Raw genomic sequence first — 23309 nt, forward strand, 5'->3', positions numbered from 1 at the left:
CCCGACTGAGCCCGGTCGGGCCCCGCCTGGGGTCTGCCGGCCGACCCCCAGGAGTCCTCCATGCCCCGCCTGCAATCCGCAGCCGCGGTCGCGGCGGTGTGCGCACTGAGCGCCGCCGCCCTGCTCGCCACTCCCGCCGCCGCCATCGGCGCCTCTCCCGGCATCCGCCCGGCGGAGACGGTGTCGGCCGCGCCGAGCCTCGTGCTCAACGAGATCGTCTACGACGACGCGGCGACCGGCCTCGCCGACCAGATCGAGATCTACAACGCGGGCACCGAGACGGTCGACCTCGCCGGTTGGAAGGTCGCCGACGAGAAGCGCGACAGCTTCGGCGCGGCGCCCGAGGGCACGTCGCTCGCCCCCGGTGAGTTCCTCGTGCTCGTGAAGGACGTCGACTTCCCGTTCGGTCTCGGCAAGGGCGACGAGGTCATGCTCTTCGACCCGAGCGGCGCCGAGGCCGACTCCTATGCCTACGAGAACACCGCGCCGCTGTCGGTGTGGGCACGGTGCGCCGACGGCACGGGCGAGTGGGCGCATGCCACGACAGCGACCCCCGGCGCAGCGAACGACTGCACGGTCGCTCCCGTCGTCGGCTCGATCGTGATCAACGAGGTCGACTCGCAGCCCGCCGACTGGGTCGAGTTCTACAACCCCGGAACCGAGGCGCTCGACATCTCGGGCTACGAGATCCGCGACAACTCCGACGATCACCGCTGGCAGTTCCTGGCCGGCACGCAGATCGGAGCGGGCGAGTTCCTCGTCGTCGACGAGGGCACGATCGGTCTCGTCGGAGGAGCCGAGGCCGCGTTCCGCGACCCCATCGGCATCGGCAGCGCCGACCGCATCCGCCTGTTCGACGCGGCAGCAGCGCAGATCGACGACACCCTCCCGTGGGAGGGGCACGCGGCGATCGACGGAGACTTCTCCGCCGCCACGCTCGCACGCTGCCCGGACGGTGTCGGCGCGTTCGTGCTCGCTCATTCGACGCCCGGAGCCGCCAACTCGTGCGTCATGCCCGACGTCGTGATCAACGAGATCGAGTCGAACGGGGACACCACCGACTGGGTCGAGGTCGCGAACACCGGCAGCACGGCCGTCGATCTGTCGGGCTGGAGCGTCATGGACAGCGACCCCAGCGGTCATGCGGGTGAGACCACACCGCTGCCGGCCGGCACGACGTTGCAGCCGGGCGCATACTTCGTCTTCGACCAGCCGGCGAACTTCGTCTTCGGTCTCGGCAACGGCGACACCGTGACGGTCCGCGATGCGAACGGCAACACCGTCGACGAGCACGTGTACACCGCCCACGCCGCGGGCGTGCTGGCGCGCTGCGCCGACGGCTCCGGTGACTTCGTCGATGTCGCGGTCTCGACCAAGGGGCTGCGCAACGCCTGCGGCAATCCGGTGCGCCTCAACGAGGTCGAGTCCGACGGCGGCTCGCCCGACGACTGGGTGGAGCTGGTGAACCCGACCGACGCGGCCCTCGACGTCTCGGGCATCGTGGTGAAGGACGACGACGACACCCACGCGTACTCGATCCCGGCCGGAACCACGATCGGCGCGGGGGAGTACCTCGTGATCGAGCGCGAGCAGCTCGGCTTCGGCCTGGGCGGCGGCGACGCGGTGCGGCTGTTCGACGGCGAGCTGCTCGTCGACGAGACCAGCTGGGGCGAGGGTCACGCAGCCATCACCTGGGGGCGCTGCCCCGACACGACGGGTGCGTTCGCCGCGACGACAGAGTCCTCGAAGGGTGCCGCGAACGTCTGCGCCGGCGAGGTCACCGTCTCGCCGTGGCCCGGATCGGCCGAGGTCCGCGTGCTCGACAGCATCCCGACGTTCCTCGAGGACAGCTCGGGGCTCGACGTGCAGGAGACCGCCGACGGCGCGTTCCTCTGGGCAGTCGACAACGGCGAGGGCCGCATCTGGAAGCTCGAGGCGCACGCCGACGGCTCGGTCGAGAAGGTCGACGGCTGGGATGCGGGCAAGCGCGTCCGGTTCCAGAAGGACGCCGCTGACGCGGGTGCCGCAGGCCCGGACACCGAGGGCATCACGGTGGACGGAAACGGCTTCGTGTACGTGGCCTCGGAGCGTGACAACAGTGCCAAGGGCGTGAACCAGAACAAGGTCCTGAAGGTCGACCCCGAGGCGTCGAACGGCGACCTCGTCGCACAGCAGGAGTGGGACCTCACCGCGCTGCTGCCCTCCGTCGGGGCGAACCTCGGTATGGAGGCCGTGCAGTGGGTGCCGGATGCCGCGCTCGCCGGAAAGCTCTTCGACGACAACACCGGTGCGGCGTACAAGCCCGCGGACTATGCCGGCCACGGTGGCGGGCTGTTCCTGGTGGCGGTCGAGGACAACGGCCACGTGTATGCGTTCGCGCTCGGCGGTGACGGCTCGGCCACCCTCGTCTCGGAGGTCGCTCCCGGGCTCGCCGGCGTGATGGCTCTCGACTACGACAGCGTGCGCGGCACGCTGTGGGCTGTCTGCGACGACGGCTGCCAGGGCCGTTCGGCCGAGATCTCCCTCAACGGCACCGCCCAGCCGGGCATCGTCCAGTACGCGCGTCCGGCCGGCATGCCCGACATCAACAACGAGGGCTTCGCGACTGCGCCGGCTTCGCTGTCGGTCGACGGTCAGCGTCCGGTGTGGTGGTTCGCCGACGGCTTCGCCTCCGAGTCGCTGCGCACCGGGACGCTTCCGGGCGTCGCCGGTGAGAACCCCGGCGGCGAGAACCCCGGCGGCGAGAACCCCGGCGGCGAGAACCCCGGTGGGGAGAACCCGCCGCTGCCCGGCACGGACCTGGTCGACGGCAACCGCAACGGCGTGACGGTCGATCCCGCGGTCGCCACCCGCGGACAGAAGGTCACGGTCACCGTCGGCGCGGACGCGGCGGGGGAGGGCATCGCGGTGTGGATGTACTCCGACCCGGTGCAGCTCGCGACAGGCGCGCTGTCCGCGGCAGGGTCGATCACCGTGACGGTCCCGACCGATGCCGCGCTGGGTGCACATCGGATCGCGGTGTACGACGCCGACGGGGCGCTGCTCGGCTGGGCCGACATCCGCATCTCCGAGGGCGCAGGCGGGCTCGCCGCGACCGGTGCCGAGTTCCCCGTCGCCGCGCTCGCGCTGGCGCTGATGCTCCTGGTCGCGGGAGGGGTGGCGGTCCGCCGCCGCCGCACACGCACCGTCTGAGATCGGAGGGGTGCGCGGGTTCGCCCGCGCACCCCACCGCAGCATCACCGGGCGCCGCCTCCTCGTGCCGCAGTGTCGGTGCCGACGCCTAGACTCATAAGGCCATGACCGAAGCTCCTCTCATCGTCCCCGGATCCGTCGGCCCCCGCTCCTCCGGGGCCCCGGGGCAGGACGATCTCCTCGCCGGCCTGAACCCGCAACAGCTCGAGGCCGTCACCTATCGCGGGCCCGCGCTCCTCATCGTCGCGGGTGCCGGATCGGGTAAGACGAGCGTCCTCACCCGGCGCATCGCCTCGCTGCTCCACGCGCGTGAAGCCTGGCCGAGTCAGATCCTCGCGATCACCTTCACCAACAAGGCCGCCGGTGAGATGCGGGAGCGCGTCGAGGGACTGATCGGCGACGCCGCCCGCGGCATGTGGATCTCGACGTTCCACTCGGCCTGCGTCCGCATCCTGCGGCGCGAGGCCCAGCAGTTCGGCTACACGAAATCATTCACGATCTACGACTCCGGCGACTCGCGTGCGCTGCTGAAGCGCCTGGTCAAGGAGCACGAGGCCGACGCCTACGGGCTCACCCCGGCATCCGTGCAGTCGCGCATCTCCAAGCTGAAGAACGAGCTGTCCGACGCCGAGTCCTACGCCCGGCAGGCCAACATGAGCGACCCGGCCGAGCGGGTCTTCGTCGAGGTCTTCGCCGACTATCAGCGGCAGCTGCAGAAGGCCAACGCCTTCGACTTCGACGACCTCATCGGTCAGACCGTCTACCTGTTCCGCGCCTTCCCGCAGGTCGCCGACACGTACCGCCGACGGTTCAGGCACATCCTCGTCGACGAGTACCAGGACACGAACCACGCGCAGTACTCGCTCATCCACGAGCTCACGCGCCCCGTCTCCGGTGCTGCGGGCTCTGCCCCCGACCCGTATGCCTCCAACGGCATGATGATCTTCGAGCCCGATCCCGCGCCCACGGCGGATGCCGGCGAACCGGGCGCCTCGCTCACTGTGGTCGGCGACTCCGACCAGTCGATCTACGCCTTCCGCGGTGCCGACATCCGCAACATCAGCGAGTTCGAACGCGACTTCCCGGGCGCCCGTGTGGTGCTGCTCGAGCAGAACTACCGCTCGACGCAGAACATCCTCTCCGCCGCCAACGCCGTGATCGGCAACAACTTCGACCGCAAGGACAAGAAGCTCTGGAGCGACAAGGGCGACGGCGACGCCATCATCGGCTTCACCGGCTACTCGCAGCACGACGAGGCGCAGTTCGTCGCCGACGAGGTCGAGGCGCTGCACCGTGCGGGCATGCCGTACTCCGAGATGGCCGTGTTCTACCGCACGAACTCGCAGTCCCGTGCGCTGGAAGAGATCTTCATCCGCTCGGCCGTGCCCTACAAGATCATGGGCGGCACCAAGTTCTACGACCGCGCCGAGATCAAGGACGCGCTCGCCTACCTGGTGTCGGTCGCGAACCCGGCCGACGAGATGTCGGTGCGACGCATCCTGAACAAGCCGCGGCGCGGCATCGGAGATGTGACCGAGACGGCCATCGCCCGTTTCGCCGAAGAGCATGGCATCAGCTTCCGCGACGCGCTGTCGATGCCGGGGCAGCTCGGCGTCGGCCCGAAGATCCAGGCCGCGATCGGACAGCTCGACGCCGTGCTCGCCGAGGCTGCCGCGATCCTGACTCCCGCCACCGGCGAGGTGCCGCCTCCCACGAGCGTGGCCGACGGTCTGGGCGTGTTGCTCGGCAAGAGCGGCTACCTCGACGCGCTGCGCGCCAGCCGCGACCCGCAGGACGAGGCCCGTGTCGAGAACCTCGACGAGTTCGTGGCCGTCGCCCGCGACTTCGCCCGCAACAACCCCGAGGGCACGATCGTCGACTTCCTCACCGAGGTCGCGCTGGTGTCCGACGCCGACGACCTCGACGACGAGTCCGGTTCGGTGTCTCTCATGACCATGCACACGGCGAAGGGCCTCGAGTACGACGCCGTGTTCGTCACGGGTGTCGAGGAAGACCTGATCCCGCACCGCATCTCGGCGGGAGAACCCGGTGGGCCGCAGGAGGAGCGCCGGCTCTTCTATGTCGGCATCACGCGCGCCCGCAAGCGACTGCACCTGTCGCTCGCCATGACGCGGGCGCAGTTCGGCGAGGTCACCGTGGCGATGCCCAGTCGCTTCCTGCAGGAGATCCCGGCGAACCTCATCGACTGGCGGCAGTCGCCGGGAGATGTGAACTCCCGCGGCGGAATGCAATCGCGGGCACTGAACGCCCGTCGCCAGGGCGGTTTCGGCGGCTCCGGCTCGGGCGACCGGTTCGCCGTCAAGACGCTGCCCGGCCGTGACTCCCTCAAGCCGCTGTCGACCGCGATGGACAAGTTCCCCAACCGGGTCACGGCCAAGATGCGCGACAACGGCGACCTCGAGCTCACCGCGGGCGACCGCATCCGTCACGTCGACTTCGGCGAAGGGCGGGTGGATGCCGTGACCGGCGAGGGCGCGAAGCGCATCGCCCATGTGCGGTTCGACTCGGCAGGGCAGAAGAAGCTGCTCATCAAGGTCGCGCCGATCGAGAAGATCTAGCCCGCGCCGCGCGCCCGGCACCGGCGGAGCACGCAGGGGAATGCCGGTTAGGCTGGCTGATTATGGCCCTCTTCTCCCGCCGCAAGAAGTCCGCAGACGATGCTGTCACCCCCGCCCCCGACGCGGAGGAGACCGCGACCGGGTCGGATACCGTGAACGCCGATCAGGGCGGGGCCGAGGCCGAGCAGCCCGTCGAGGCGCCGTCGATCGGCATCTCGGTGCAGGCGTTCCGCGGCGTCGGTGCCCAGGCCGGGCCCGAGGTCGCGCTGCCGACCTCCGATGCGCAGTCCGAGGCAGCAGCCGCGGACCCGCGTCCGGCGCAGCCCGCTGCTCCCGCGCAGCCCGCAGCTCCCGAGGAACGGCGTCTTCCGCTCGCCTCGCCCCTGCCGCCCGAGCAGACCGAGACCGTCGCAGGGATGAAGGACAACGTCCTGCTCCGCGAAGCCCTCACCGAGATCGAGGCGGGCGCGAGCAACGACCAGCTCCTCGGTGTGATGCGTCAGGCGCTCCAGGGCCACCTCTACATCCGCGTGAACGGCGACGCGCGTGCGCAGATCAGCGAAGGAAAGCCGCTGTCGGTCGCTGTCGTGCGCGACAACGACGACCGGCAGTTCATGCTGGCCTTCAGCTCGGCCCGTGCCGTGCGCGATTCGGTGCAGCTCGAGGCCGACCCCGCCGCGACCTCTGCCGTCGCGCAGCCGGTGACCTCGGTGCTCCAGCAGGTCGTGTCCGGTGACTTCGCCGGCCTCATCGTCGACAACGCCTCCGCCCCGCATCGCGTGGTGTTCCCCACCGATCTGCTGCAGAAGACGCTCGAACAGGCCGACGTCGACATGACGGTCAAGAGCATCCTCGCCGCTCCGCGCGAGCAGGACTCGACACTCAAGGTCGGCGAAGCGCTCGCGGTGAAGCGGATGTGGGTCGCCGTGAACGAGGGTGACGGCAGCGGCCAGGCCGGTATCGCCGAGGCGCAGACCACCGACGGGCGCCGCTTCCTGCAGCTGTTCTCCCACCCCCTCGAGGTGATCGCGCTGGGCCGCGGCGACCGTCCGCTCCCGTTCGAGCCGGAGCAGCTGGCGAAGGTCCTGTCGAGCCATTCCGACATGGCGGGTGTGATCGTCGACTCCGCGGGTCCGTCGATCGTCGTCGAGCGGGATGCGCTCACCCCGGTTCTCGCGCTGGCTGTCGCCCTCGGCGACTGAGCGGTACCGGAGTCCGTCGTCCTCCACCGGCGCGGGGTACCGCCCGTCGGGCCATCGCTCTAGGGTCGGAGCATGGCCTCAGAACGTGTGACCCTGACCATCGCCGACTCCGACGGAGAGCGCGATGTGGCCCTCTCGAGCCCGAACCGGGTGGTGTGGCCCGACCTCGGCATCACGAAGGCGGAGCTGGCCGAGTACGCCCAGCTCGTCGCAGTTCCCTTCCTCGCGGCCAACGGCAACCGTCCGGTGTCGCTCGAGCGCTTCCGCGACGGCGTCGGCGCGTCCGATGGACCGCGCGCCGAGGGCTTCTTCTCGAAGAACCCGCCCAAGGGGACGCCCGACTTCGTCGACGCCGTCACCGTCACGTACAACAGCGGACGTCAGCATCCGCAGATCGTGCTCAACCGGGCGAGCGCGATCGTCTGGGCCGTGCAGATGAACACGATCGTGTTCCACCCCTGGGCGTCGCTGGCCACCGACGCGGACAACCCGGTCGAGTTGCGCATCGACCTCGACCCGCAGCCGGGCACGGACTTCGCGGATGCCGTGACCGCGGCGCACACGCTGCGCGAGGTGCTGCGCGAGGCGGGACTCGAGGCGTTCGCCAAGACCAGCGGCAACCGCGGTCTGCATGTCTTCGCTCCCATCGAGCCGACCCACGAGTTCCTGGATGTGCGGCACGGCGTGATCGCGGCCGGGCGCGAACTGGAGCGGCGGATGCCGGAGCAGGTCATCACGAACTGGTGGAAGGAGGAGCGCGGGGAGCGGATCTTCGTCGACTTCAACCAGGCCAACCGCGACCGGACGATGGCCGGCGCCTACAGCCCCCGCGCGCTGCCGGGGGCGACGGTGTCGACTCCGGTGCAGTGGGACGAACTCGACGGCCTGGATCCGCGCACGTTCACGGTGCGCAGTATCCCGAAGCGCCTCGAGGAGGTAGGTGACCCCTGGGCGACGATGCAGGCTTCTCCCGGCCGCATCGACACCCTGCTGGAGTGGTGGGAGCGCGACAGGGCGAACGGACTGGGAGAGCTGCCGTTCCCGCCCGAGTTCCCGAAGATGCCGGGGGAGCCGCCCCGCGTACAGCCGAGCAAGAAGGTCGCCGCGAACTGGGACGAAGACGGTACTCCCGCCGAGAAGGACTGACCTTGCGGGCCGGGCATTTTCGTATAACACTATTGATATGATCTCGCGCGAAACCATCAACGGCAGTCCGGTCACCGAGGAGCAGATCGCCGCGTGGTCTGCCGAAGCGGAAGCCGGATACGACGCAGAGGTTCTCAAGAAGCGCGGTCGCGGGCGGCCGGGACGCGGAGCGGCACCATCGCAAGTCGTGGCGCTGCGGCTTACTCTCGACGAGATCGCGGCGCTCGACGCCCGTGCGGAACGCGAAGGCAAAACTCGATCCGAGGTGATCCGCGAGGCGTTGTCGTCTGCAGCCGTGTGAAGGTTCATCCACGCGATGCCGGCGAGGCCTCAGATGATCGCTCTGCTCCCGTGAACGGCGAAGGGTACGAGACCTCTGTGGGACCTCTCCGAACGGCCCGTCAGCGGAGGACGTCGGCGAGGTCGTAGCCGGCGACCGTGTCGAGCTGGTCGTAGGTGCAGGAGCGGGCGTCACGGTCGGGCCGCCACCGCTCGAACTGCACCGTGTGGCGGAAGCGGGCGCCTTCGAGCTGGTCGTAGCGGACCTCGAGCACCCGCTCGGGGCGCAGCCGCACGAACGAGACGTCCTTGCTGCCGCTGAACCGTGACCGCTCGCCTTCTGCGGTCAGCGCTTCGCCGCTGTCGTCGCGCTCGACGAGGGGAGCGAGCTCGTCGACGAGCTCCTGCCGCCGCACGTCACTCCAGGCGGCCACACCGCCGACCTGCCGCAGCACCCCGTCGTCGCTGTACAGACCGACCAGCAGCGATCCGACGCCGGATCCGGACTTGTGGATGCGGTAGCCGAGCGCGACCACATCGGCCGTGCGGGCGTGCTTGATCTTGAACAGCGTCCGCTTCCCCGGCGCATACGGCTGGTCGAGGGGCTTGGCGACGACACCGTCGAGTCCTGCTCCTTCGAATTCGGCGAGCCAGCGGACGGCCGCGTCGCGGTCTCGAGTCGTGCGGGTGATGTGCAGCGGATGGTCGACGCCGTCCATGAGTGTCTCGAGACGGGACCGCCTTGTCTCGAAGGGCTCCGTCAGTAGATCGTCGTCGCCGAGGGCGAGCAGATCGAAGGCGATGAACATCGCCGGCGTCTCCGCCGCGAGCTTCGCGACGCGCGAGGCCGCCGGGTGGATGCGCTGGCTCAGCGCCTCCCAGTCGAGGCGCTGCGAGCCGAGTGGTCCGGTGGCGACGACGATCTCCCCGTCGAGCAGGCACGGCCCGGGCAGCAGGTCGGGGATCGCCTCGACCAGCTCGGGGAAGTACCGTGTCAGCGGCTTCGCGCCCCGAGAGCCGATCTCCACGGTCTCGCCGTCCCACGCGATGAGGCCGCGGAAGCCGTCCCACTTGGGTTCGAACAGGAGCCCACCGGAGGTTTTCACCGGGTCCGGAACCGCCGGCACCGCCTTGGCGAGCATCGGCGCGGGGATCTCGTAGCGCATGGTCCCATCCTGGCCGCGGGGCATCGATTCCGGTACCCCGGCGTCGCCGCCGATCGAGCGTCAGCCGAACACGTCGTCGAGCCCGGCCGGCATCCCCGCGTCGTGCAGCACGGTGCGGGCCGCGTGCCAGCCGGCCATACCGCTCACCGCGGGTCCCGGCGGAGTCGACGCCGATGCCAGATACACCCCGCGCATCGGGGTGCGCCAGGGCAGCGGAGACACCACCGGGCGCCGCACCGCCTGCCGGATGTCGAACACGCCACCGGAGATGTCGCCGCCGATCTCCCCGGGGTTGATCGCCTCCCGAGACGACGCGGGCACCGCGTGATGAGCCAGGATCAGATCCCGGAAGCCCGGCGCAAAGCGCTCCACCTGCGCCGTGATGAGCTCGGTGGGATCGAGGTCGGAGCCGTTCGGCACATGGATGTACGCCCACAGGACGGCCTTGCCCTCGGGCGCGCGCGTCGGGTCGAAGACGGAGGGCTGCACGGCGAGCACGTAGGGGCGCGCGCTCACACGACCCGCGGCCACGGCGTTCTCGCTCGCCCACACCTCTTCGCGGGTGCCGCCGAGGTGCAGGGTCACCGCGTTTCGCACCTCCGGGTTCGACCACGGGATGGGGCCGTCGAGCGCGAAGTCCACCTTGGCCGCGGCGGCGCCGTATCGGTAGCCGCGGAGCGCTCTGGCATATCCGGCCGGCACGTCGGGGTGGGTGAGGGCGAGGCGGGGCGAGGTGTTCAGCAGGAGCACGTCCCCGCGGGAGGGGTCGCCCGCGTCCAGGGTGCTCAGGTCGTTCACGCGCGCACCGGTCTCGACCGTTCCCCCGTGCGCTTCGAGGTCGGCCACCAGTGCATCGGCGATGGTCTGCGACCCGCCGCGCGGGTAGGGCCAGCCCCCGGCGTGGGCGAGAGCGGCGAGGAGGAGCCCCGCTGCCGCCCCGGCGAGGGTCGGCTGCGGGGAGTTCGCGTGGGCCACGACTCCCGACATCAGGGCGGCGGCCTCCTCGGCCCGGAACGAGACGCGGGCGAGAGGGGTGCCCTGGTCGAGCATCCGGATCGCGTAGCGCACCGCGGTGACGGGGTCGGCCGGCATCCGGAGGAGCTGATTGCCCGTGAAGTCCGTCACCCCTTCGATGTGCGTGCTGAGCGGACGCAGGCGGGTCAGCCAGGCGTCGCGGTCGGGTCCGAGGGCGGCGGCGGTGCGCTCGATGTCCCGCCAGGCGACGGCCGCGCGGCCGCCGTCGAGGGGGTGGGCGAACGAGATGTCGGGGCGGATCCATTCGATGCGCTCGTCGAGCCGGAAGGCGCGGAAGAACGGCGAGGACACCGCTGCCGGATGCACGGCGGAGCACACGTCGTGGCGGAAGCCCGGAAGCGTCCCTTCTCGGGTGCGCAGCCCGCCGCCGATCGTGTCAGCGGCCTCGAGAACGCGGACCTCATAGCCGGTGCGGGCGAGCGCCACCCCGGCGGCGAGGCCGTTGGGTCCGGATCCGATGATCGTCGCGCGTGCCATGCGGCCAGTCTCGCACGGGCAGAGTGGTCGAAAGAGGGGGTTGCGGCGTGCGATCCTGGAACAAATGAAAGAAGTACAAGGGCCGACCCCCGCAGGCACCTCCCGTCCATACCGTTCGCTCCAGGAAGCGCTGCGCGCGCACCGCATCGACCCGTCGAACCACGCGTTCATCGCGGAGATCACCCAGACGATCGGAATCAGCTCGTTCATCGACCGTGGTCGCTACATCGAGGCCATCCGTCGCGGTGAGGGCGCCGCGCTGCACATCGGACGCACCTACACGAACGGTTTCACCGAGGACGAACGGCTCGTCGTCGGGTCCACTCCGCTTCGTCTGCAGCCGAGCGAGGGTCGCGCGCCCTACTTCTACGTCAGCCACCCGAGCGAGTTCATCCCGCTGACCCCGCCTCGCGCTGCCAAGCGCACCACGACTCCTCGTGTCTCCGCTCCGCGTGCCGAGAAGGCACCCAAGCCGGTGGAGGAGCGGGACTACGGCGTGTGCGACCTGTGCTTCATGGTGAAGACCCCGTCCGGCGGCTGCGGCTGCGACTGACGGTGAGCGTCGACGCGCACCGTCCGCTCGAGCGACCGGTGATCCGCGTAGCCGATCTGACCGGGCCCGATGCGATCGAGGTCGGTTCCGCGGTGCGGGCCTATCTGCTGCAGACCGAGCTCGAGAAGCACCAGCAGGAAGAGACCGTTCCGGACCCTGACGCCCCGCTCCCGGAACGCTATCGCCGCGAGGTGGAGACCCCGGCCGCCGCGTATGCCGGGCATCGGGTTCTGCTCGCACAGTTTGAGGAACGCGTCGTCGGTGTGGTCGTGCTCTCGGAACGGGACGGGATCGCGGAGATCAAACGTCTCTGGGCGGTTCCCGCAGCCCGCGGCCGCGGTGTGGGGTCGGCGTTGCTCGACAGTGCCGTGCACGCGGCGGCCGAATCAGGCGCGACCGAAGTTCGGCTGTCCGTCTGGGACTGGCGACAGGGTGCTCTGCGCCTCTACGAATCGCGCGGCTTCGAGCGCGTGCCGTCCTGGGATGACCGGGAGCGGCTCGTGTGCCTGGTGCGCCCGATCTGACGAGACCGCGGCGAACGCTCGCCGGCTGCGATCTCAGGCGAACGCGCTCATCCCGGTGATGTCACGCCCGAGCAGCAGCGCCTGCACGCTCTCCGTGCCCTCGTAGGTGTGGATGGCCTCGATGTCGGCCATGTGCTGGATGACGCCGTTCTCGAGCAGGATGCCGTTGCCGCCGAGCAGGTCGCGGGCGGTCGAGGCGATGCGTCGCGCGGCGCGCGTGTTGTGGAACTTCGCGAGCGACGCCTGGGTCGGCCGCAGCTCGCCCGCGGTCTCGAGATCGGCCATCCGCCGGCAATACAACTGCATGGCGGTGAGATCTTCGAGCATGTGGGTGAGGCGCTCCTGCACCATCTGGAACTTCGCGAGCGGCTTGCCGAACTGCACGCGCTGTGTCGCGTAGGCGAGCGCGGCCTCGTAGCAGGCGGTCGCGTGTCCGAGCGCCGACCAGGCGACGCCGGAGCGGGTCGCGTACAGCACGGTCGAGGCGTCCTTGAAGCTCTTCGTCCCCGGCAGCACGGCGTCGAGCGGCACGCGCACATCATCCAGGACGATGTGGGCCTGGTGGATCGCCCGCAGCGAGGCCTTGCCGCGGATCACGCTGCCCGCATAACCCGGGGTTTCCTGCTCGACGAGGAAGCAGCGGACCGCTCCGTGTTCGTCGGCGCCCTCGTCGTCGACCCGCGCCCATACGAACGTGATGCCGCCGGACGCGCCGTTGCCGATCCACTTCTTCGCGCCGCGGATGACCCACGAGTCACCGTCGCGGCGGGCGACGGTCTCGAGGGAGACGGAGTCCGAGCCGTGGTCGGGTTCGGTCAGGGCGAAGGAGCCGAGGACCGAGCCGTCGGCGAGAGCGGTCAGCCACCTCTCCTGCTGGGCCGGAGAGCCGAACAGGGCGAGGGTGCGCAGGGCGAGTCCGCCCTGCACCGCGAGGATCGTGCCCAGCGAGCCGTCGCCGCGGGAGATCTCCATGTTGACGAGCCCGGCAGCCAGCGGCGACACGCTCGTGAGAGCGGGGTGCTGGACGCCATCGACGACGAGATCCATCTCGCCCATCCGGCGCGCGGCCTCGAGCGGGTACTCCGCGCGGTCCCAGGCGTCCGCCATCTGCGGGGCGACCTCGTCGACGTAGGACTTCGCCCGGTCCCACGCCTCGCGATCGGCTGCGGGGATGTCGGTGAAAGCGGCGTAGTAGTCGCTGTCCTGACGCGCGGTGATGTCGTACGACGAGACCCGTTCGCCGGGGAACGGGGTGGCTGCAGTGCTCATGGGGCTCCTTCGTGGACCTGAGTATCGTACTCCTCGATACTCGGTTCCACGACCCTGACGCGGCTAGTCGAGCTCCGACTGCAGGCGGCGGGACACCTCGGCGATCGGCATCGAACGTGGGAACACCGCGACGACCATGTCGTCCGGGGCGGTGGCGGCTTCGCCCGCCACACCGTAGCGGCGGCGCACATCGGCCAGTGCCGTCTGCAGGGTAGACAGCGGCACTTTCTTGCGCCCCCGCAGCAGCTGGCGCAGCACGTGGTTGTGCACGGCGGTCACGAGGGCGGCGAAGCCCACGGCGTCCAGCGGGTCGACGCCGGGAAGCGCACCGCGCAGGTACTCGTCGAACAACCTCTCGTATCGGAAGACCGTGATGATCTCGCGTTCGCGCAGCACGGGCACCTCGCGGACGATCTGGTAGCGACGGCGGGCGAGCTCGGGGTCGTGCGCGAAGTGCGCGAAGACCGACTCGGATGCTGCGCACACCGCGCCCCACGGATCGTCGTGCCCCTCGGCGAGGAACTCCCTGAGCTGCTCGAGCAGCACCTCGTGGTCGGCGAACACCACGTCCTCCTTGCCGCCGAACTGGCGGAAGAACGTCGAGCGCGAGACACCGGCGGCCTTGGCGATCTGTTCCACCGAGGTCTGGTCGAACCCCTGGGCGCTGAAGAGCTCGAGCGCTGCGGCCACGACGCCGGTGCGCAGTTCTGCGGATTCGTGCATGGCGAAAGCCTAGACCTCGGCGGGCGGAGACGCCGAGGCGAGGCCGTCATACTGAGAGCGTGAGTGAGCGCGGAATTGCGGCCGGATGGTTCGAGACCCGGCGACGCGGCACCCTGCGCTGGTGGGACGGCTCGCGCTGGACCGAGCACATCGCGGTGCGAGGGCGGACGACCACGCTCGCCGAGGACAGGGCGTCCGTGCGCAGGCAGCTCATCCTGACAGAGGTGGTGCTGGTCGCCCTGATGGTCGTCTCCATCCTCATCGCCTTGTGGGGCTCGCTGCCGGTCGTCGCCGTCCGCCCCGTGATCGTGGCGGCCGGCACAGCGGCGGTGTGCGTCCCGATCGTGATCGCGCGCCAGCTCCGTCTGGTCGCGCTGCCGTCGCGGCGCTTCGGTGTACCGGCACTGCGCTGACCCGGCGATGCCGCGGCCGCAGGAGCGTCCAGGCCGAGGTAGTAGGCTGGGGGACTGGTCGATGTCTCGACATCGAGAGAATTACCAGACAGCAGCCCAGTGAAGGAACCACAGTGGATCTGTACGAGTACCAGGCACGAGACGTTTTCGAAAAGTACGGAGTGCCGGTCCTCGCCGGCATCGTCGCGGACACCCCTGAAGAGGTGAGGGCGGCCGCCGAGAAGATCGGTGGAGTGGTCGTCGTCAAGGCTCAGGTCAAGACCGGCGGCCGTGGCAAGGCGGGCGGCGTCAAGGTCGCCAAGACGCCCGATGAGGCGTACGAGGCAGCGAAGGCCATTCTCGGCCTCGACATCAAGGGCCACGTCGTCAAGCGCGTCATGGTCGCGCAGGGCGCGCGCATCGCCGAGGAGTTCTACTTCTCCGTGCTGCTCGACCGCGCCAACCGCTCCTACCTGAGCCTCTGCTCGGTCGAGGGCGGCATGGAGATCGAGGAGCTCGCGGTGGAGCGTCCCGAGGCGCTCGCGCGCGTCGAGGTCAACCCGCTCACGGGCATCGACAAGGAGAAGGCCGTCGAGATCGCTCGCGCGGCGAACTTCCCCGAAGACCTCGTCGAGAAGGTCTCCGACGTGTTCGTCAAGCTCTTCGACGTCTACAAGGGCGAGGACGCGACGCTGGTCGAGGTCAACCCGCTGGTGCGCACCGAAGAGGGCGACATCATCGCGCTCGACGGCAAGGTCACGCTCGACGACAACGCCTCCGAGATCCGTCACCCGGAGCACGAGGCGCTCGAGGACAAGGACGCCGCAGACCCGCTCGAGGCCAAGGCCAAGCAGTCGGGCCTCAACTACGTGAAGCTCGACGGCGAGGTCGGCATCATCGGCAACGGCGCAGGGCTCGTCATGTCCACGCTCGATGTGGTCGCCTACGCGGGCGAGAACCACAACGGCGTGAAGCCGGCCAACTTCCTCGACATCGGCGGCGGCGCCTCGGCCGAGGTCATGGCCGCGGGCCTCGACGTCATCCTCGGCGACCCGCAGGTCAAGAGCGTGTTCGTCAACGTGTTCGGTGGCATCACGGCGTGCGACGCCGTCGCCAACGGCATCAAGGGTGCACTCGAGACGCTGGGCGCCACGGCCTCCAAGCCGCTCGTCGTGCGCCTCGACGGCAACCGCGTCGACGAGGGTCGCGCGATCCTCGCCGAGTACGCGCACCCGCTCGTGACCCTGGCCGCCACGATGGACGAGGGCGCCGACAAGGCCGCCGAGCTCGCCAACGCCTGAGACTGAAGGACTAGAAGAATGTCGATCTACCTCAACAAGGACTCCAAGGTCATCGTCCAGGGCATCACCGGCGGCGAGGGCACCAAGCACACCGCGCTGATGCTCAAGGCCGGCACCCAGGTCGTCGGTGGCGTGAACGCCCGCAAGGCCGGCACCACGGTCGCCCACACCGACAAGGACGGCAACGCCGTCGAGCTGCCCGTCTTCGCCTCGGTCGCCGAGGCCATGAAGGAGACCGGCGCCGACGTGTCGATCGCCTTCGTCCCCGGCGCCTTCACGAAGGACGCGATGATCGAGGCCATCGACGCCGAGATCCCGCTGCTCGTCGTCATCACCGAGGGCGTCCCCGTCGGCGACTCGGCCGAGGCCTGGGCCTACGCGCAGAGCAAGGGCAACAAGACCCGCATCATCGGCCCGAACTGCCCCGGCATCATCACGCCGGGCGAGGCGCTCGTCGGCATCACGCCGGCGAACATCACGGGCAAGGGGCCGATCGGCCTCGTGTCGAAGTCGGGCACCCTGACCTACCAGATGATGTTCGAGCTGCGCGACCTGGGCTTCTCGACCGCCATCGGCATCGGCGGCGACCCGGTCATCGGCACCACGCACATCGACGCGCTCGCCGCGTTCGAGGCCGACCCTGAGACCAAGGCCATCGTCATGATCGGTGAGATCGGCGGCGACGCCGAGGAGCGCGCGGCCGACTACATCAAGGCGCACGTCACCAAGCCGGTCGTCGGCTACGTCGCGGGCTTCACGGCTCCCGAGGGCAAGACCATGGGTCACGCCGGTGCGATCGTCTCCGGCTCGGCCGGTACCGCTCAGGCGAAGAAGGAGGCCCTCGAGGCCGCCGGCGTCAAGGTCGGCAAGACGCCGTCCGAGACGGCAGACCTGATGCGCGCGATCATCGAGTCGCTCTGATCTGAGTTACGCTTGATCTGAAGGCCCCGGACTCCACTCCGGGGCCTTCTTTCATCCCCTCGGTTGGTGGACCGTCGAGTCAGGTGCGCGGGGCCACCGCGTCCAGAATGTCGTCGAGCGCCGTGTGGGCCTGCGTCCGCGCGTCGGTATCGTCCGGGTGCGCGGCGAGCCAGAGCGCGAGTTCGTTCATCGCTCCGGACAGCGCCGCGGTCAGGGCGTCGAGGAGGGCGGGGGCGGCCCCGGCTTCGAGTAGTCCCAGGCGCAGTTCCCGCTCGGGCCCATCGGCATCCAGCTTTCGCCATTCCTGCCAGCCGAGCACGGCCGGGCCGTCGACGAGGAGGATGCGCGAAGCCGCTCCTCGGGTGATGGCGTCGAGGAACGCGTGGCTGCCGTCGCGGAGCGCGGCGTCCGGAACGCCCGCAGCAGTGGCCTGCACGATCGCCCCCGCGACGACCTCCTGCTGTTCCGCAGCGACCGCCGCGAAGAGCAGCGGCTTCGACGAGTAGTGGTGGTACGCGGCGCCGCGGGTGACTCCGGCCGCCTGGGCGATCTCGTCGACGGACGCGGTGGCGTATCCCTGTTCGGCGAAGTGCGCGGTCGCGGCATCGAGGATCCGGCGTGCGGTCTCAGCGGCGTCGGCGGCGGATGCTCGGGGCATGGGGTTCCTTTACGTGCGGCGTGTATGTATTCTAACGGAAGGATACAAACACACTGTACGTAAAAGGAGAGATGATGGAGATCACGAGCTTCTATCCGGTGCTGATGGTCGACGACGTCGCCGCTGCCACGCAGTTCTACCGCGAGGAACTCGGCTTCGAGACGACGTTCGAGGCCGACTGGTACGTGAGCCTGCGCTTCGCCGGCGGAGAGCTCGCGCTTCTGGACCGGACACACGAGACCATCCCGGAAGGCTTCCGCGAGCCGGTGCGCGGACTGCTGCTCAACGTCGAGGTCCCCGATGCCGTAGCCGAACACGCGCGGCTGGTCGGGGAGCGCGGGCTGCCGGAGCGGCTGCCCCTGCGGGACGAGGCCTTCGGGCAGCGGCACTTCATCGTCGAGGCTCCCGGTGGTGTGCTGATCGACGTGATCGAGCCGATCGAGCCGTCCGCGGAGTTCGCCGCCGCCTACGGGGGCTGAACACCACAGAGGGGCGGATGCCGCAGCATCCGCCCCTCTTGTGATGCTTCGGGTCAGATCCCGACGCCGAAGAGCGCCTCGATGGGCCCTCGCGCGAAGAAGATCAGGAAGCCGGCGCCGACGACCCACAGCAGCGGGCTGATGGTCTTGGCCTTACCGGAGAAGGCGTGGATGAGCACCCAGCTCACGAAGCCCGCGCCGATGCCGTTCGCGATCGAGTAGGTCAGCGGCATGACCGAGACGGTGAGGAACACCGGCAGCAGCACGCGGAAGTCGCTGAAGTCGATGTAGCGGATCTGCGCCATCATCATGGCTCCGACGATGATCAGCGCGGCCGCGGCGATCTCGGTCGGGACGATCGAGGTGAGCGGGGTCAGGAACATCGCGATCAGGAACACGACGCCGGTCACGACGTTCGCGAGTCCCGTGCGCGCGCCCTCGCCGATGCCCGCACCCGACTCGATGAAGACCGTGCTGGACGACGACGAGGTCGCCCCACCGGCGATCGCACCGACACCCTCGACGACCAGCGCGGACTTGATGCGCGGGAAGTCGCCGTTGTCGTCGGCCAGGTTGGCCTCCTTCGCGAGACCGGTCATGGTGCCCATGGCGTCGAAGAAGTTCGTGAACAGCAGCGTGAAGACGATCATCACGATCGCCACGAGGCTGACCTTGCTCAGGTCGAAGCTGAAGTCGACTGCGCCGATCAGGCTGAGGTCGGGGATGCCCACGGGGGAGCCGTTCAGCGCCGGGACGGTGAGTCCCCATCCGCCCGGGTTGACCACGTTGCCCTCGTCGTCGAAGCCACGGGCTCCGATGTGCCAGATGGCCTCGACGATCACCGCGAGCACGGTGCCGCCGATGAGGCCGATCAGCATGCCGCCCTTGATCTTGAGGGCGACGAGGATGCCGGTGAGCAGGAGCGTGATCACGAAGAGCAGTGTCGGCACGGTCGCGACCGAGCCGTTGACGCCGAGGCCCACCGGCGGCGAGGAAGCGCCGGTCGCGGTGACGAAGCCCGAGTTGACGAAGCCGATGAAGGCGATGAACAGGCCGATGCCGACCGTGATCGCGATCTTCAGCTGGAACGGCACGGCGTCGAAGATCGCCTTCCGAAGTCCGGTGGCGGCGAGCAGCACGATGACGACACCGTTGATCATCACGAGCGCCATGGCCTCGGGCCAGGTCACCTGGCCGACGACCGAGAACGCGACGAAGGCGTTGATGCCGAGGCCGGCGGCGAAACCGAAGGGGAGACGCGTGACGAGTCCGAACAGGATCGTCATCACACCGGCGGTCAGCGCGGTGGCGGCTCCCACGGCATTGAACTCGAGCATGTTCCCGGCGACGTCGGGCTTGCCGGAGAGGATGATCGGGTTCAGGATCACGATGTAGGCCATCGTGACGAACGTCACCAGACCCCCTCGGATCTCGGTGCCGATCGTGGATCCGCGCTTGCTGATCTCGAAGAAGCGGTCCAGGGAGTTCTTGGGCTCGGTGGATGCCGGGGCGGGCGGGGCAGTTGTCATCGGGAAACCTCCGGAGAAACGCTATCGTGTCGCCGACCTCACGCGCGCCCCCAGGGCTTCGTCGGCAACTCGTCGTAGTCTCGAAACGCTATGCAACGCCTCCTCGTCGCGCTCCTCGCCGCCTTCGACGCCGCCATCGCCGCGGCGGTCGGCCTCGTCGTGCTCCTGGCGCCGTTGACGCTGCTCTGGACCGTCGCCTTCGGGATCACGGCCGACTGGGGAGCCCTCTGGCCGCTCACCGGGACGCTCTGGGAGTTCGGTCACGGCGTTCCGCTGACGGTCACGATCCCGGACGCGCTCCTCGTCGCACTCGCGATCCCACCGGCGGCGGCGAACTTCGTCGTGTCGATCACACCGCTCGCCTTCCTGGTGTTCACGCTGCTCTTCGCGGCGCGTTCGGGCAGCAGAGCGGCGAAGGCCGGAGCCTGGCTGCTCGGCTCGCTCACCGGAGCCGCCGTGTTCACCCTCATCGCCGCCGGCGTCGCGCTGACGGCACGACTCGACGCCGCGCAGACGCCGTTCGCGCCGGCGATCATCCTCCCCGCCGCGGTCTACCTCGTCGGTGTGCTCTGCGGCGCGGTGCGCATCGCGTGGGAAGAGGGCGACGGCGGCATCCTCGACCGACTGCACGACTGGTTCGACGCCCGCGAGGACTGGGCGCCCGTTCCGGCGGCGATCGTGCGCGGCGGCGCCTTCGCCCTCGTCGGAGTGGTCGGCGCGTCCGCCCTCGCCCTGGCCGTCGCCACGCTGCTCCGCGGGGGAGAGGTCGTGGCCCTGTTCCAGGCCGCCAGGGTCGACGCGCTCGGCGCGACGGTGATGACCCTCGCCCAGCTCGCCTACCTGCCGACCATGCTCGTGTGGACGGCGGCGTGGCTCGCCGGTCCCGGCTTCGCCGTCGGCGCCGGAACGGCGGTGTCGCCCGCGGGTACGCAGCTCGGCGTCGTCCCCGGCATCCCCGTGTTCGGGCTGCTGCCGGAGAACAGCTCGATCTGGATGCTGATCGTCGTGCTCATCCCCATCGCCGCCGGTGCGTTCGCCGGCTGGGCGGTCCGCTCGCGCCTCGTGTGGGAGGGCACACCCCTCGGGATGCTGCAGCGTGCGGTGATCGCCGTCGGCATCGCGGCTCTTAGTGCCGGCGTCGGCGGGCTCGCAGCCGCCCTCGCGAACGGCTCGATGGGGCCGGGGCGGCTGGCTGTCGTCGGACCGGCTGCCTATCCGTTCGCCCTCGCGCTCGGTGCGGAGGTGCTGGTCGGTGCGGCCATCCTGCTGCTGTCTCCGCGGAACCGTGATGAGCTCGCCGAGGAGCGCACGGACCGGTGGATCGCCGAGATGACCGAGCTCGACCCGAATGCTGTCGTCGTCGCCGGCGCGGCGCCCGCTGTGCCCTTCGCAGACGTGTCGGCCGCCGACGACACGGCACCGCTCGATGACGTGCGCGGGTTCCTCGCACCGCCGCGTGATCCGGCGGAACCGCGCGACTGACGGCGGGGTCCGGTCGGCCCCGGACACCGGGCGGGAGCAGTATGCACACCCCGGTAGACTGGGCGCGTGCTCACGGTCGCCGTTCTCATCTCGGGCACCGGCTCGAACCTTCGCGCCCTCCTCGAGGCCGCTCGTCATCCCGATTTTCCCGCCAGGGTGATCGTCGTGGGTGCCGACCGCGAAGCCGACGGGCTGGCCCACGCCGAGGAGTTCGGCATCCCCAGTTTCACCGTGCCGTGGCACGAGCACGAGAGCCGTGAGGCCTGGGGGGAAGAGCTCGGCCGTCAGCTCGCCGTCTGGAACCCCGATCTCGTCGTCCTCTCCGGACTCATGCGTCTGCTGCCGCCGTCGCTCGTCGCGCAGTACTCCCCGCGCCTCATCAACACGCACCCCGCCTACCTGCCGGAGTTCCCCGGAGCGCACGGCGTCCGCGATGCGCTCGCCGCGGGCGTCAGCGAGACCGGCGCCAGCGTGATCGTCGTCGACGACGGCGTCGACTCCGGACCGATCCTCGCCCAGGAGCGCGTGCCCGTCCTCGACGGCGACACCGAGCATAGCCTGCACGAGCGCATCAAGCCCGTCGAACGCCGACTGCTCATCGACGTCGTCCGCGGCATCGCCACTGGCGAGCTCACCCTCACGCCTTCTTCCTGACCCCCACCCGACGCCCCCGCACGAAGGAGCCATCATGGCCGGCCCCCGCCACGACCCCACGCTCTACCGCGATCGCGACACCGTGCCGATCCGGCGCGCGCTCGTCTCCGTGAGCGACAAGACCGACCTGTTGGTGCTCGCCGCAGCCCTCGCCGATGCCGGCGTGGAGATCGTCTCGACCGGGTCGACCGCCGCGACGATCCGCGACGCCGGCTTCACCGTGACCGATGTGGCCGCCGTCACCGGCGTCGCCGAGATGCTCGACGGTCGGGTGAAGACCCTGCACCCGAAGGTGCACGGAGGTCTGCTGGCAGACCTGCGCCTCGAGGAGCACGAGCGTCAGCTCGAGGAGCTCGATATCGCGCCGTTCGAGCTCGTCGTGGTGAACCTGTACCCGTTCGTCGAGACCGTCGCCTCGGGCGCGGTCGGCGACGACGTGGTCGAGCAGATCGACATCGGCGGCCCCGCCATGGTGCGCGCCGCGGCCAAGAACCACGCCAACGTCGCGATCGTCGTGTCGCCGCAGTCCTACCCCGCGATCGTCGAGGCCGTGGCCGCCGGCGGCACCTCCGTCGCGCAGCGCCGCGAACTCGCGGCCCGCGCATTCGCGCACACCGCCGCCTACGACACCGCGGTGGCGCAGTGGTTCGCCGAGGGCACGCTCACCGAGCCCGGCGACCTGCCCGCACACCTGACGATCCAGGCCGAGCGCCTCGCGACCCTCCGCTACGGCGAGAACTCGCACCAGCGCGGCGCGATCTACACGCGCGCCGGCGGTCACGGCATCGCCCAGGCCACGCAGCTGCAGGGCAAGGAGATGTCCTACAACAACTACGTCGACGCGGATGCCGCGCTGCGGGCCGCGTACGACATGGTCAAGCCGGCCGTCGCGATCATCAAGCACGCCAACCCGTGCGGCATCGCCACGACCGCCCCGAATGCCCTCGACCCGATCGCCAGCGCCCACCTGCGCGCGCACGAGTGCGACCCGGTCTCCGCCTACGGGGGAGTGATCGCCGCGAACGGCACGGTCACCCTGAAGATGGCCGAGAACCTCAAGGACATCTTCACCGAGGTCATCGTCGCGCCCTCGTTCGAGCCCGCCGCCCTCGAGGTGTTCAAGGCGAAGAAGAACCTGCGACTGCTGCAGCTCCCGCAGGACTGGCAGCAGGAGCGCATGGACGTGCGCCTGGTCTCGGGTGGACTGCTGCTGCAGGACGCCGACCGCTTCCCCGACGACATCGGCTCCGTCGCCAAGAACTGGGAGCTCGTGTCGGGCGAGCGTCCGAGCGACGAGGAGATGGAGAACCTCATCTTCGCGTGGAAGGCCTGCCGCGCCGTCAAGTCGAACGCCATTGTCCTCGCGAAGGACAACGCCACGGTCGGCGTCGGCATGGGCCAGGTCAACCGCGTCGACTCGTGCCGCCTCGCGGTCGAGCGCGCCGGCGACCGCGCGGCCGGTTCGGTCGCCTCGTCGGATGCCTTCTTCCCGTTCGCCGACGGCGCCCAGGTGCTGATCGACGCCGGTGTCACCGCGATCGTGCAGCCCGGCGGATCGGTGCGCGACGAGGAGGTCGTGGACGCGGCTCGCAAGGCCGGCGTCACGATGTTCTTCACCGGAGAGCGTCACTTCTTCCACTGAGCGGCCGGCGTCCGCGCCGACGCCCCCGCTTCTCGCCGAGACCCCGGCCTGCCCACGTGTGCAGGTCGGGGTCTCGGCGTTGTGACGGGGCTTCGTGTCAGCTCGG

Annotated in this window: 20 protein-coding genes; 14 read left to right on the plus strand and 6 right to left on the minus strand. The window is 69.8% G+C overall.

All coding sequences use genetic code 11. From position 1 onward, the window contains the following. Positions 1 to 60: 60 nt before the first annotated feature. The 5 genes from GZ67_RS0114365 to GZ67_RS0114385 all read left to right on the plus strand — a co-directional run bounded on the left by GZ67_RS0114365 (position 61) and on the right by GZ67_RS0114385 (position 8420). The gene (locus tag GZ67_RS0114365; RefSeq protein WP_029262281.1) at positions 61 to 3192 is read left to right on the plus strand and encodes a lamin tail domain-containing protein; all 3132 of its coding nucleotides are present in this window, start codon (positions 61 to 63) and stop codon (positions 3190 to 3192) included. A 104-nt stretch (positions 3193 to 3296) separates the two neighbouring features. Further along, positions 3297 to 5771, plus strand: coding sequence for an ATP-dependent helicase (locus GZ67_RS0114370; protein ID WP_029262282.1), 2475 nt, complete (start codon positions 3297 to 3299; stop codon positions 5769 to 5771). A gap of 62 nt (positions 5772 to 5833) precedes the next feature. After that, entirely contained in the window at positions 5834 to 6973 is a 1140-nt protein-coding gene (locus GZ67_RS0114375; RefSeq protein WP_029262283.1) for an SseB family protein, read from the plus strand. Positions 6974 to 7045: 72 nt separating this feature from the next. Next, positions 7046 to 8119, plus strand: a complete 1074-nt coding sequence (gene ligD / locus GZ67_RS0114380) for a non-homologous end-joining DNA ligase (protein WP_029262284.1) — start codon at positions 7046 to 7048, stop codon at positions 8117 to 8119. Between the two features lie 37 nt (positions 8120 to 8156). Then, on the plus strand, positions 8157 to 8420 hold the full coding sequence (locus GZ67_RS0114385; RefSeq protein ID WP_029262285.1) for a ribbon-helix-helix protein, CopG family: 264 nt from the start codon (positions 8157 to 8159) through the stop codon (positions 8418 to 8420). A 100-nt stretch (positions 8421 to 8520) separates the two neighbouring features. Here GZ67_RS0114385 and GZ67_RS0114390 read toward each other — a convergent pair whose 3' ends face one another. Together GZ67_RS0114390 and GZ67_RS0114395 are read right to left on the minus strand one after the other, a co-directional pair. Next, positions 8521 to 9564 carry an ATP-dependent DNA ligase gene (locus tag GZ67_RS0114390; RefSeq protein ID WP_029262286.1) on the minus strand — a complete coding sequence of 348 codons (1044 nt, stop codon included), beginning with the start codon at positions 9562 to 9564 and terminating at the stop codon, positions 8521 to 8523. 60 nt (positions 9565 to 9624) lie between these two features. After that, on the minus strand, positions 9625 to 11076 hold the full coding sequence (locus GZ67_RS0114395) for a phytoene desaturase family protein (protein WP_029262287.1): 1452 nt from the start codon (positions 11074 to 11076) through the stop codon (positions 9625 to 9627). A gap of 64 nt (positions 11077 to 11140) precedes the next feature. On the opposite strand from GZ67_RS0114395, the gene GZ67_RS20595 reads away from it, so the two are divergent. Both GZ67_RS20595 and GZ67_RS0114405 read left to right on the plus strand, forming a co-directional pair. Beyond that, a complete protein-coding gene (locus GZ67_RS20595; RefSeq protein ID WP_029262288.1) occupies positions 11141 to 11629 on the plus strand; it encodes a hypothetical protein in 489 nt (162 codons plus the stop codon). Then, positions 11575 to 12153, plus strand: coding sequence for a GNAT family N-acetyltransferase (locus GZ67_RS0114405; protein ID WP_081860013.1), 579 nt, complete (start codon positions 11575 to 11577; stop codon positions 12151 to 12153). Before GZ67_RS20595 ends, GZ67_RS0114405 begins: the two co-directional genes overlap by 55 nt. A gap of 33 nt (positions 12154 to 12186) precedes the next feature. Here the strand turns inward: GZ67_RS0114405 and GZ67_RS0114410 are convergent, their stop codons facing one another. Both GZ67_RS0114410 and GZ67_RS0114415 read right to left on the minus strand, forming a co-directional pair. Beyond that, complete coding sequence (locus GZ67_RS0114410; RefSeq protein WP_029262290.1) at positions 12187 to 13422, minus strand: acyl-CoA dehydrogenase family protein; 1236 nt, start codon at positions 13420 to 13422, stop codon at positions 12187 to 12189. A gap of 63 nt (positions 13423 to 13485) precedes the next feature. Next, a complete protein-coding gene (locus GZ67_RS0114415; RefSeq protein WP_029262291.1) occupies positions 13486 to 14145 on the minus strand; it encodes a TetR/AcrR family transcriptional regulator in 660 nt (219 codons plus the stop codon). Between the two features lie 59 nt (positions 14146 to 14204). Here GZ67_RS0114415 and GZ67_RS0114420 point away from each other — a divergent pair, with 59 nt between their 5' ends. From GZ67_RS0114420 to sucD, 3 genes are all read left to right on the plus strand, one after another. Continuing rightward, complete coding sequence (locus GZ67_RS0114420) at positions 14205 to 14558, plus strand: DUF2510 domain-containing protein (RefSeq protein WP_105711583.1); 354 nt, start codon at positions 14205 to 14207, stop codon at positions 14556 to 14558. 113 nt (positions 14559 to 14671) lie between these two features. Beyond that, positions 14672 to 15838, plus strand: coding sequence for an ADP-forming succinate--CoA ligase subunit beta (sucC, locus tag GZ67_RS0114425; protein ID WP_029262293.1), 1167 nt, complete (start codon positions 14672 to 14674; stop codon positions 15836 to 15838). 18 nt (positions 15839 to 15856) lie between these two features. Continuing rightward, positions 15857 to 16759, plus strand: a complete 903-nt coding sequence (gene sucD, locus GZ67_RS0114430; protein ID WP_029262294.1) for a succinate--CoA ligase subunit alpha — start codon at positions 15857 to 15859, stop codon at positions 16757 to 16759. Positions 16760 to 16838: 79 nt separating this feature from the next. Here the strand turns inward: sucD and GZ67_RS0114435 are convergent, their stop codons facing one another. Continuing rightward, positions 16839 to 17417, minus strand: coding sequence for a TetR/AcrR family transcriptional regulator (locus GZ67_RS0114435; protein WP_029262295.1), 579 nt, complete (start codon positions 17415 to 17417; stop codon positions 16839 to 16841). A gap of 71 nt (positions 17418 to 17488) precedes the next feature. On the opposite strand from GZ67_RS0114435, the gene GZ67_RS0114440 reads away from it, so the two are divergent. Next, entirely contained in the window at positions 17489 to 17896 is a 408-nt protein-coding gene (locus tag GZ67_RS0114440; RefSeq protein ID WP_331280463.1) for a VOC family protein, read from the plus strand. Positions 17897 to 17949: 53 nt separating this feature from the next. Here the strand turns inward: GZ67_RS0114440 and GZ67_RS0114445 are convergent, their stop codons facing one another. After that, entirely contained in the window at positions 17950 to 19425 is a 1476-nt protein-coding gene (locus tag GZ67_RS0114445) for an NCS2 family permease (RefSeq protein WP_029262297.1), read from the minus strand. 90 nt (positions 19426 to 19515) lie between these two features. Here GZ67_RS0114445 and GZ67_RS0114450 point away from each other — a divergent pair, with 90 nt between their 5' ends. From GZ67_RS0114450 to purH, 3 genes are all read left to right on the plus strand, one after another. After that, complete coding sequence (locus tag GZ67_RS0114450) at positions 19516 to 20907, plus strand: cell division protein PerM (RefSeq protein WP_029262298.1); 1392 nt, start codon at positions 19516 to 19518, stop codon at positions 20905 to 20907. A 66-nt stretch (positions 20908 to 20973) separates the two neighbouring features. Next, a complete protein-coding gene (gene purN / locus GZ67_RS0114455) occupies positions 20974 to 21561 on the plus strand; it encodes a phosphoribosylglycinamide formyltransferase (RefSeq protein ID WP_029262299.1) in 588 nt (195 codons plus the stop codon). Between the two features lie 34 nt (positions 21562 to 21595). Next, the gene (purH, locus tag GZ67_RS0114460) at positions 21596 to 23203 is read left to right on the plus strand and encodes a bifunctional phosphoribosylaminoimidazolecarboxamide formyltransferase/IMP cyclohydrolase (protein ID WP_029262300.1); all 1608 of its coding nucleotides are present in this window, start codon (positions 21596 to 21598) and stop codon (positions 23201 to 23203) included. Positions 23204 to 23309: the final 106 nt, after the last annotated feature.

Origin of the sequence: Microbacterium sp. Cr-K20 (assembly GCF_000708325.1) — a bacterium.
Taxonomy (GTDB): Bacteria; Actinomycetota; Actinomycetes; order Actinomycetales; family Microbacteriaceae; genus Microbacterium.

Bases quoted from the DNA above. Each gene is read 5' to 3' on its own strand.
- GZ67_RS0114365 (WP_029262281.1), top strand. From the start codon at position 61: ATGCCCCGCCTGCAATCCGCAGCCGCGGTCGCGGCGGTGTGCGCACTG.
- GZ67_RS0114370 (WP_029262282.1), top strand. From the start codon at position 3,297: ATGACCGAAGCTCCTCTCATCGTCCCCGGATCCGTCGGCCCCCGCTCC.
- GZ67_RS0114375 (WP_029262283.1), top strand. From the start codon at position 5,834: ATGGCCCTCTTCTCCCGCCGCAAGAAGTCCGCAGACGATGCTGTCACC.
- ligD (WP_029262284.1), top strand. From the start codon at position 7,046: ATGGCCTCAGAACGTGTGACCCTGACCATCGCCGACTCCGACGGAGAG.
- GZ67_RS0114385 (WP_029262285.1), top strand. From the start codon at position 8,157: ATGATCTCGCGCGAAACCATCAACGGCAGTCCGGTCACCGAGGAGCAG.
- GZ67_RS0114390 (WP_029262286.1), bottom strand. From the start codon at position 9,564: ATGCGCTACGAGATCCCCGCGCCGATGCTCGCCAAGGCGGTGCCGGCG.
- GZ67_RS0114395 (WP_029262287.1), bottom strand. From the start codon at position 11,076: ATGGCACGCGCGACGATCATCGGATCCGGACCCAACGGCCTCGCCGCC.
- GZ67_RS20595 (WP_029262288.1), top strand. From the start codon at position 11,141: ATGAAAGAAGTACAAGGGCCGACCCCCGCAGGCACCTCCCGTCCATAC.
- GZ67_RS0114410 (WP_029262290.1), bottom strand. From the start codon at position 13,422: ATGAGCACTGCAGCCACCCCGTTCCCCGGCGAACGGGTCTCGTCGTAC.
- GZ67_RS0114415 (WP_029262291.1), bottom strand. From the start codon at position 14,145: ATGCACGAATCCGCAGAACTGCGCACCGGCGTCGTGGCCGCAGCGCTC.
- sucD (WP_029262294.1), top strand. From the start codon at position 15,857: ATGTCGATCTACCTCAACAAGGACTCCAAGGTCATCGTCCAGGGCATC.
- GZ67_RS0114435 (WP_029262295.1), bottom strand. From the start codon at position 17,417: ATGCCCCGAGCATCCGCCGCCGACGCCGCTGAGACCGCACGCCGGATC.
- GZ67_RS0114440 (WP_331280463.1), top strand. From the start codon at position 17,489: ATGATGGAGATCACGAGCTTCTATCCGGTGCTGATGGTCGACGACGTC.
- GZ67_RS0114445 (WP_029262297.1), bottom strand. From the start codon at position 19,425: ATGACAACTGCCCCGCCCGCCCCGGCATCCACCGAGCCCAAGAACTCC.
- GZ67_RS0114450 (WP_029262298.1), top strand. From the start codon at position 19,516: ATGCAACGCCTCCTCGTCGCGCTCCTCGCCGCCTTCGACGCCGCCATC.
- purH (WP_029262300.1), top strand. From the start codon at position 21,596: ATGGCCGGCCCCCGCCACGACCCCACGCTCTACCGCGATCGCGACACC.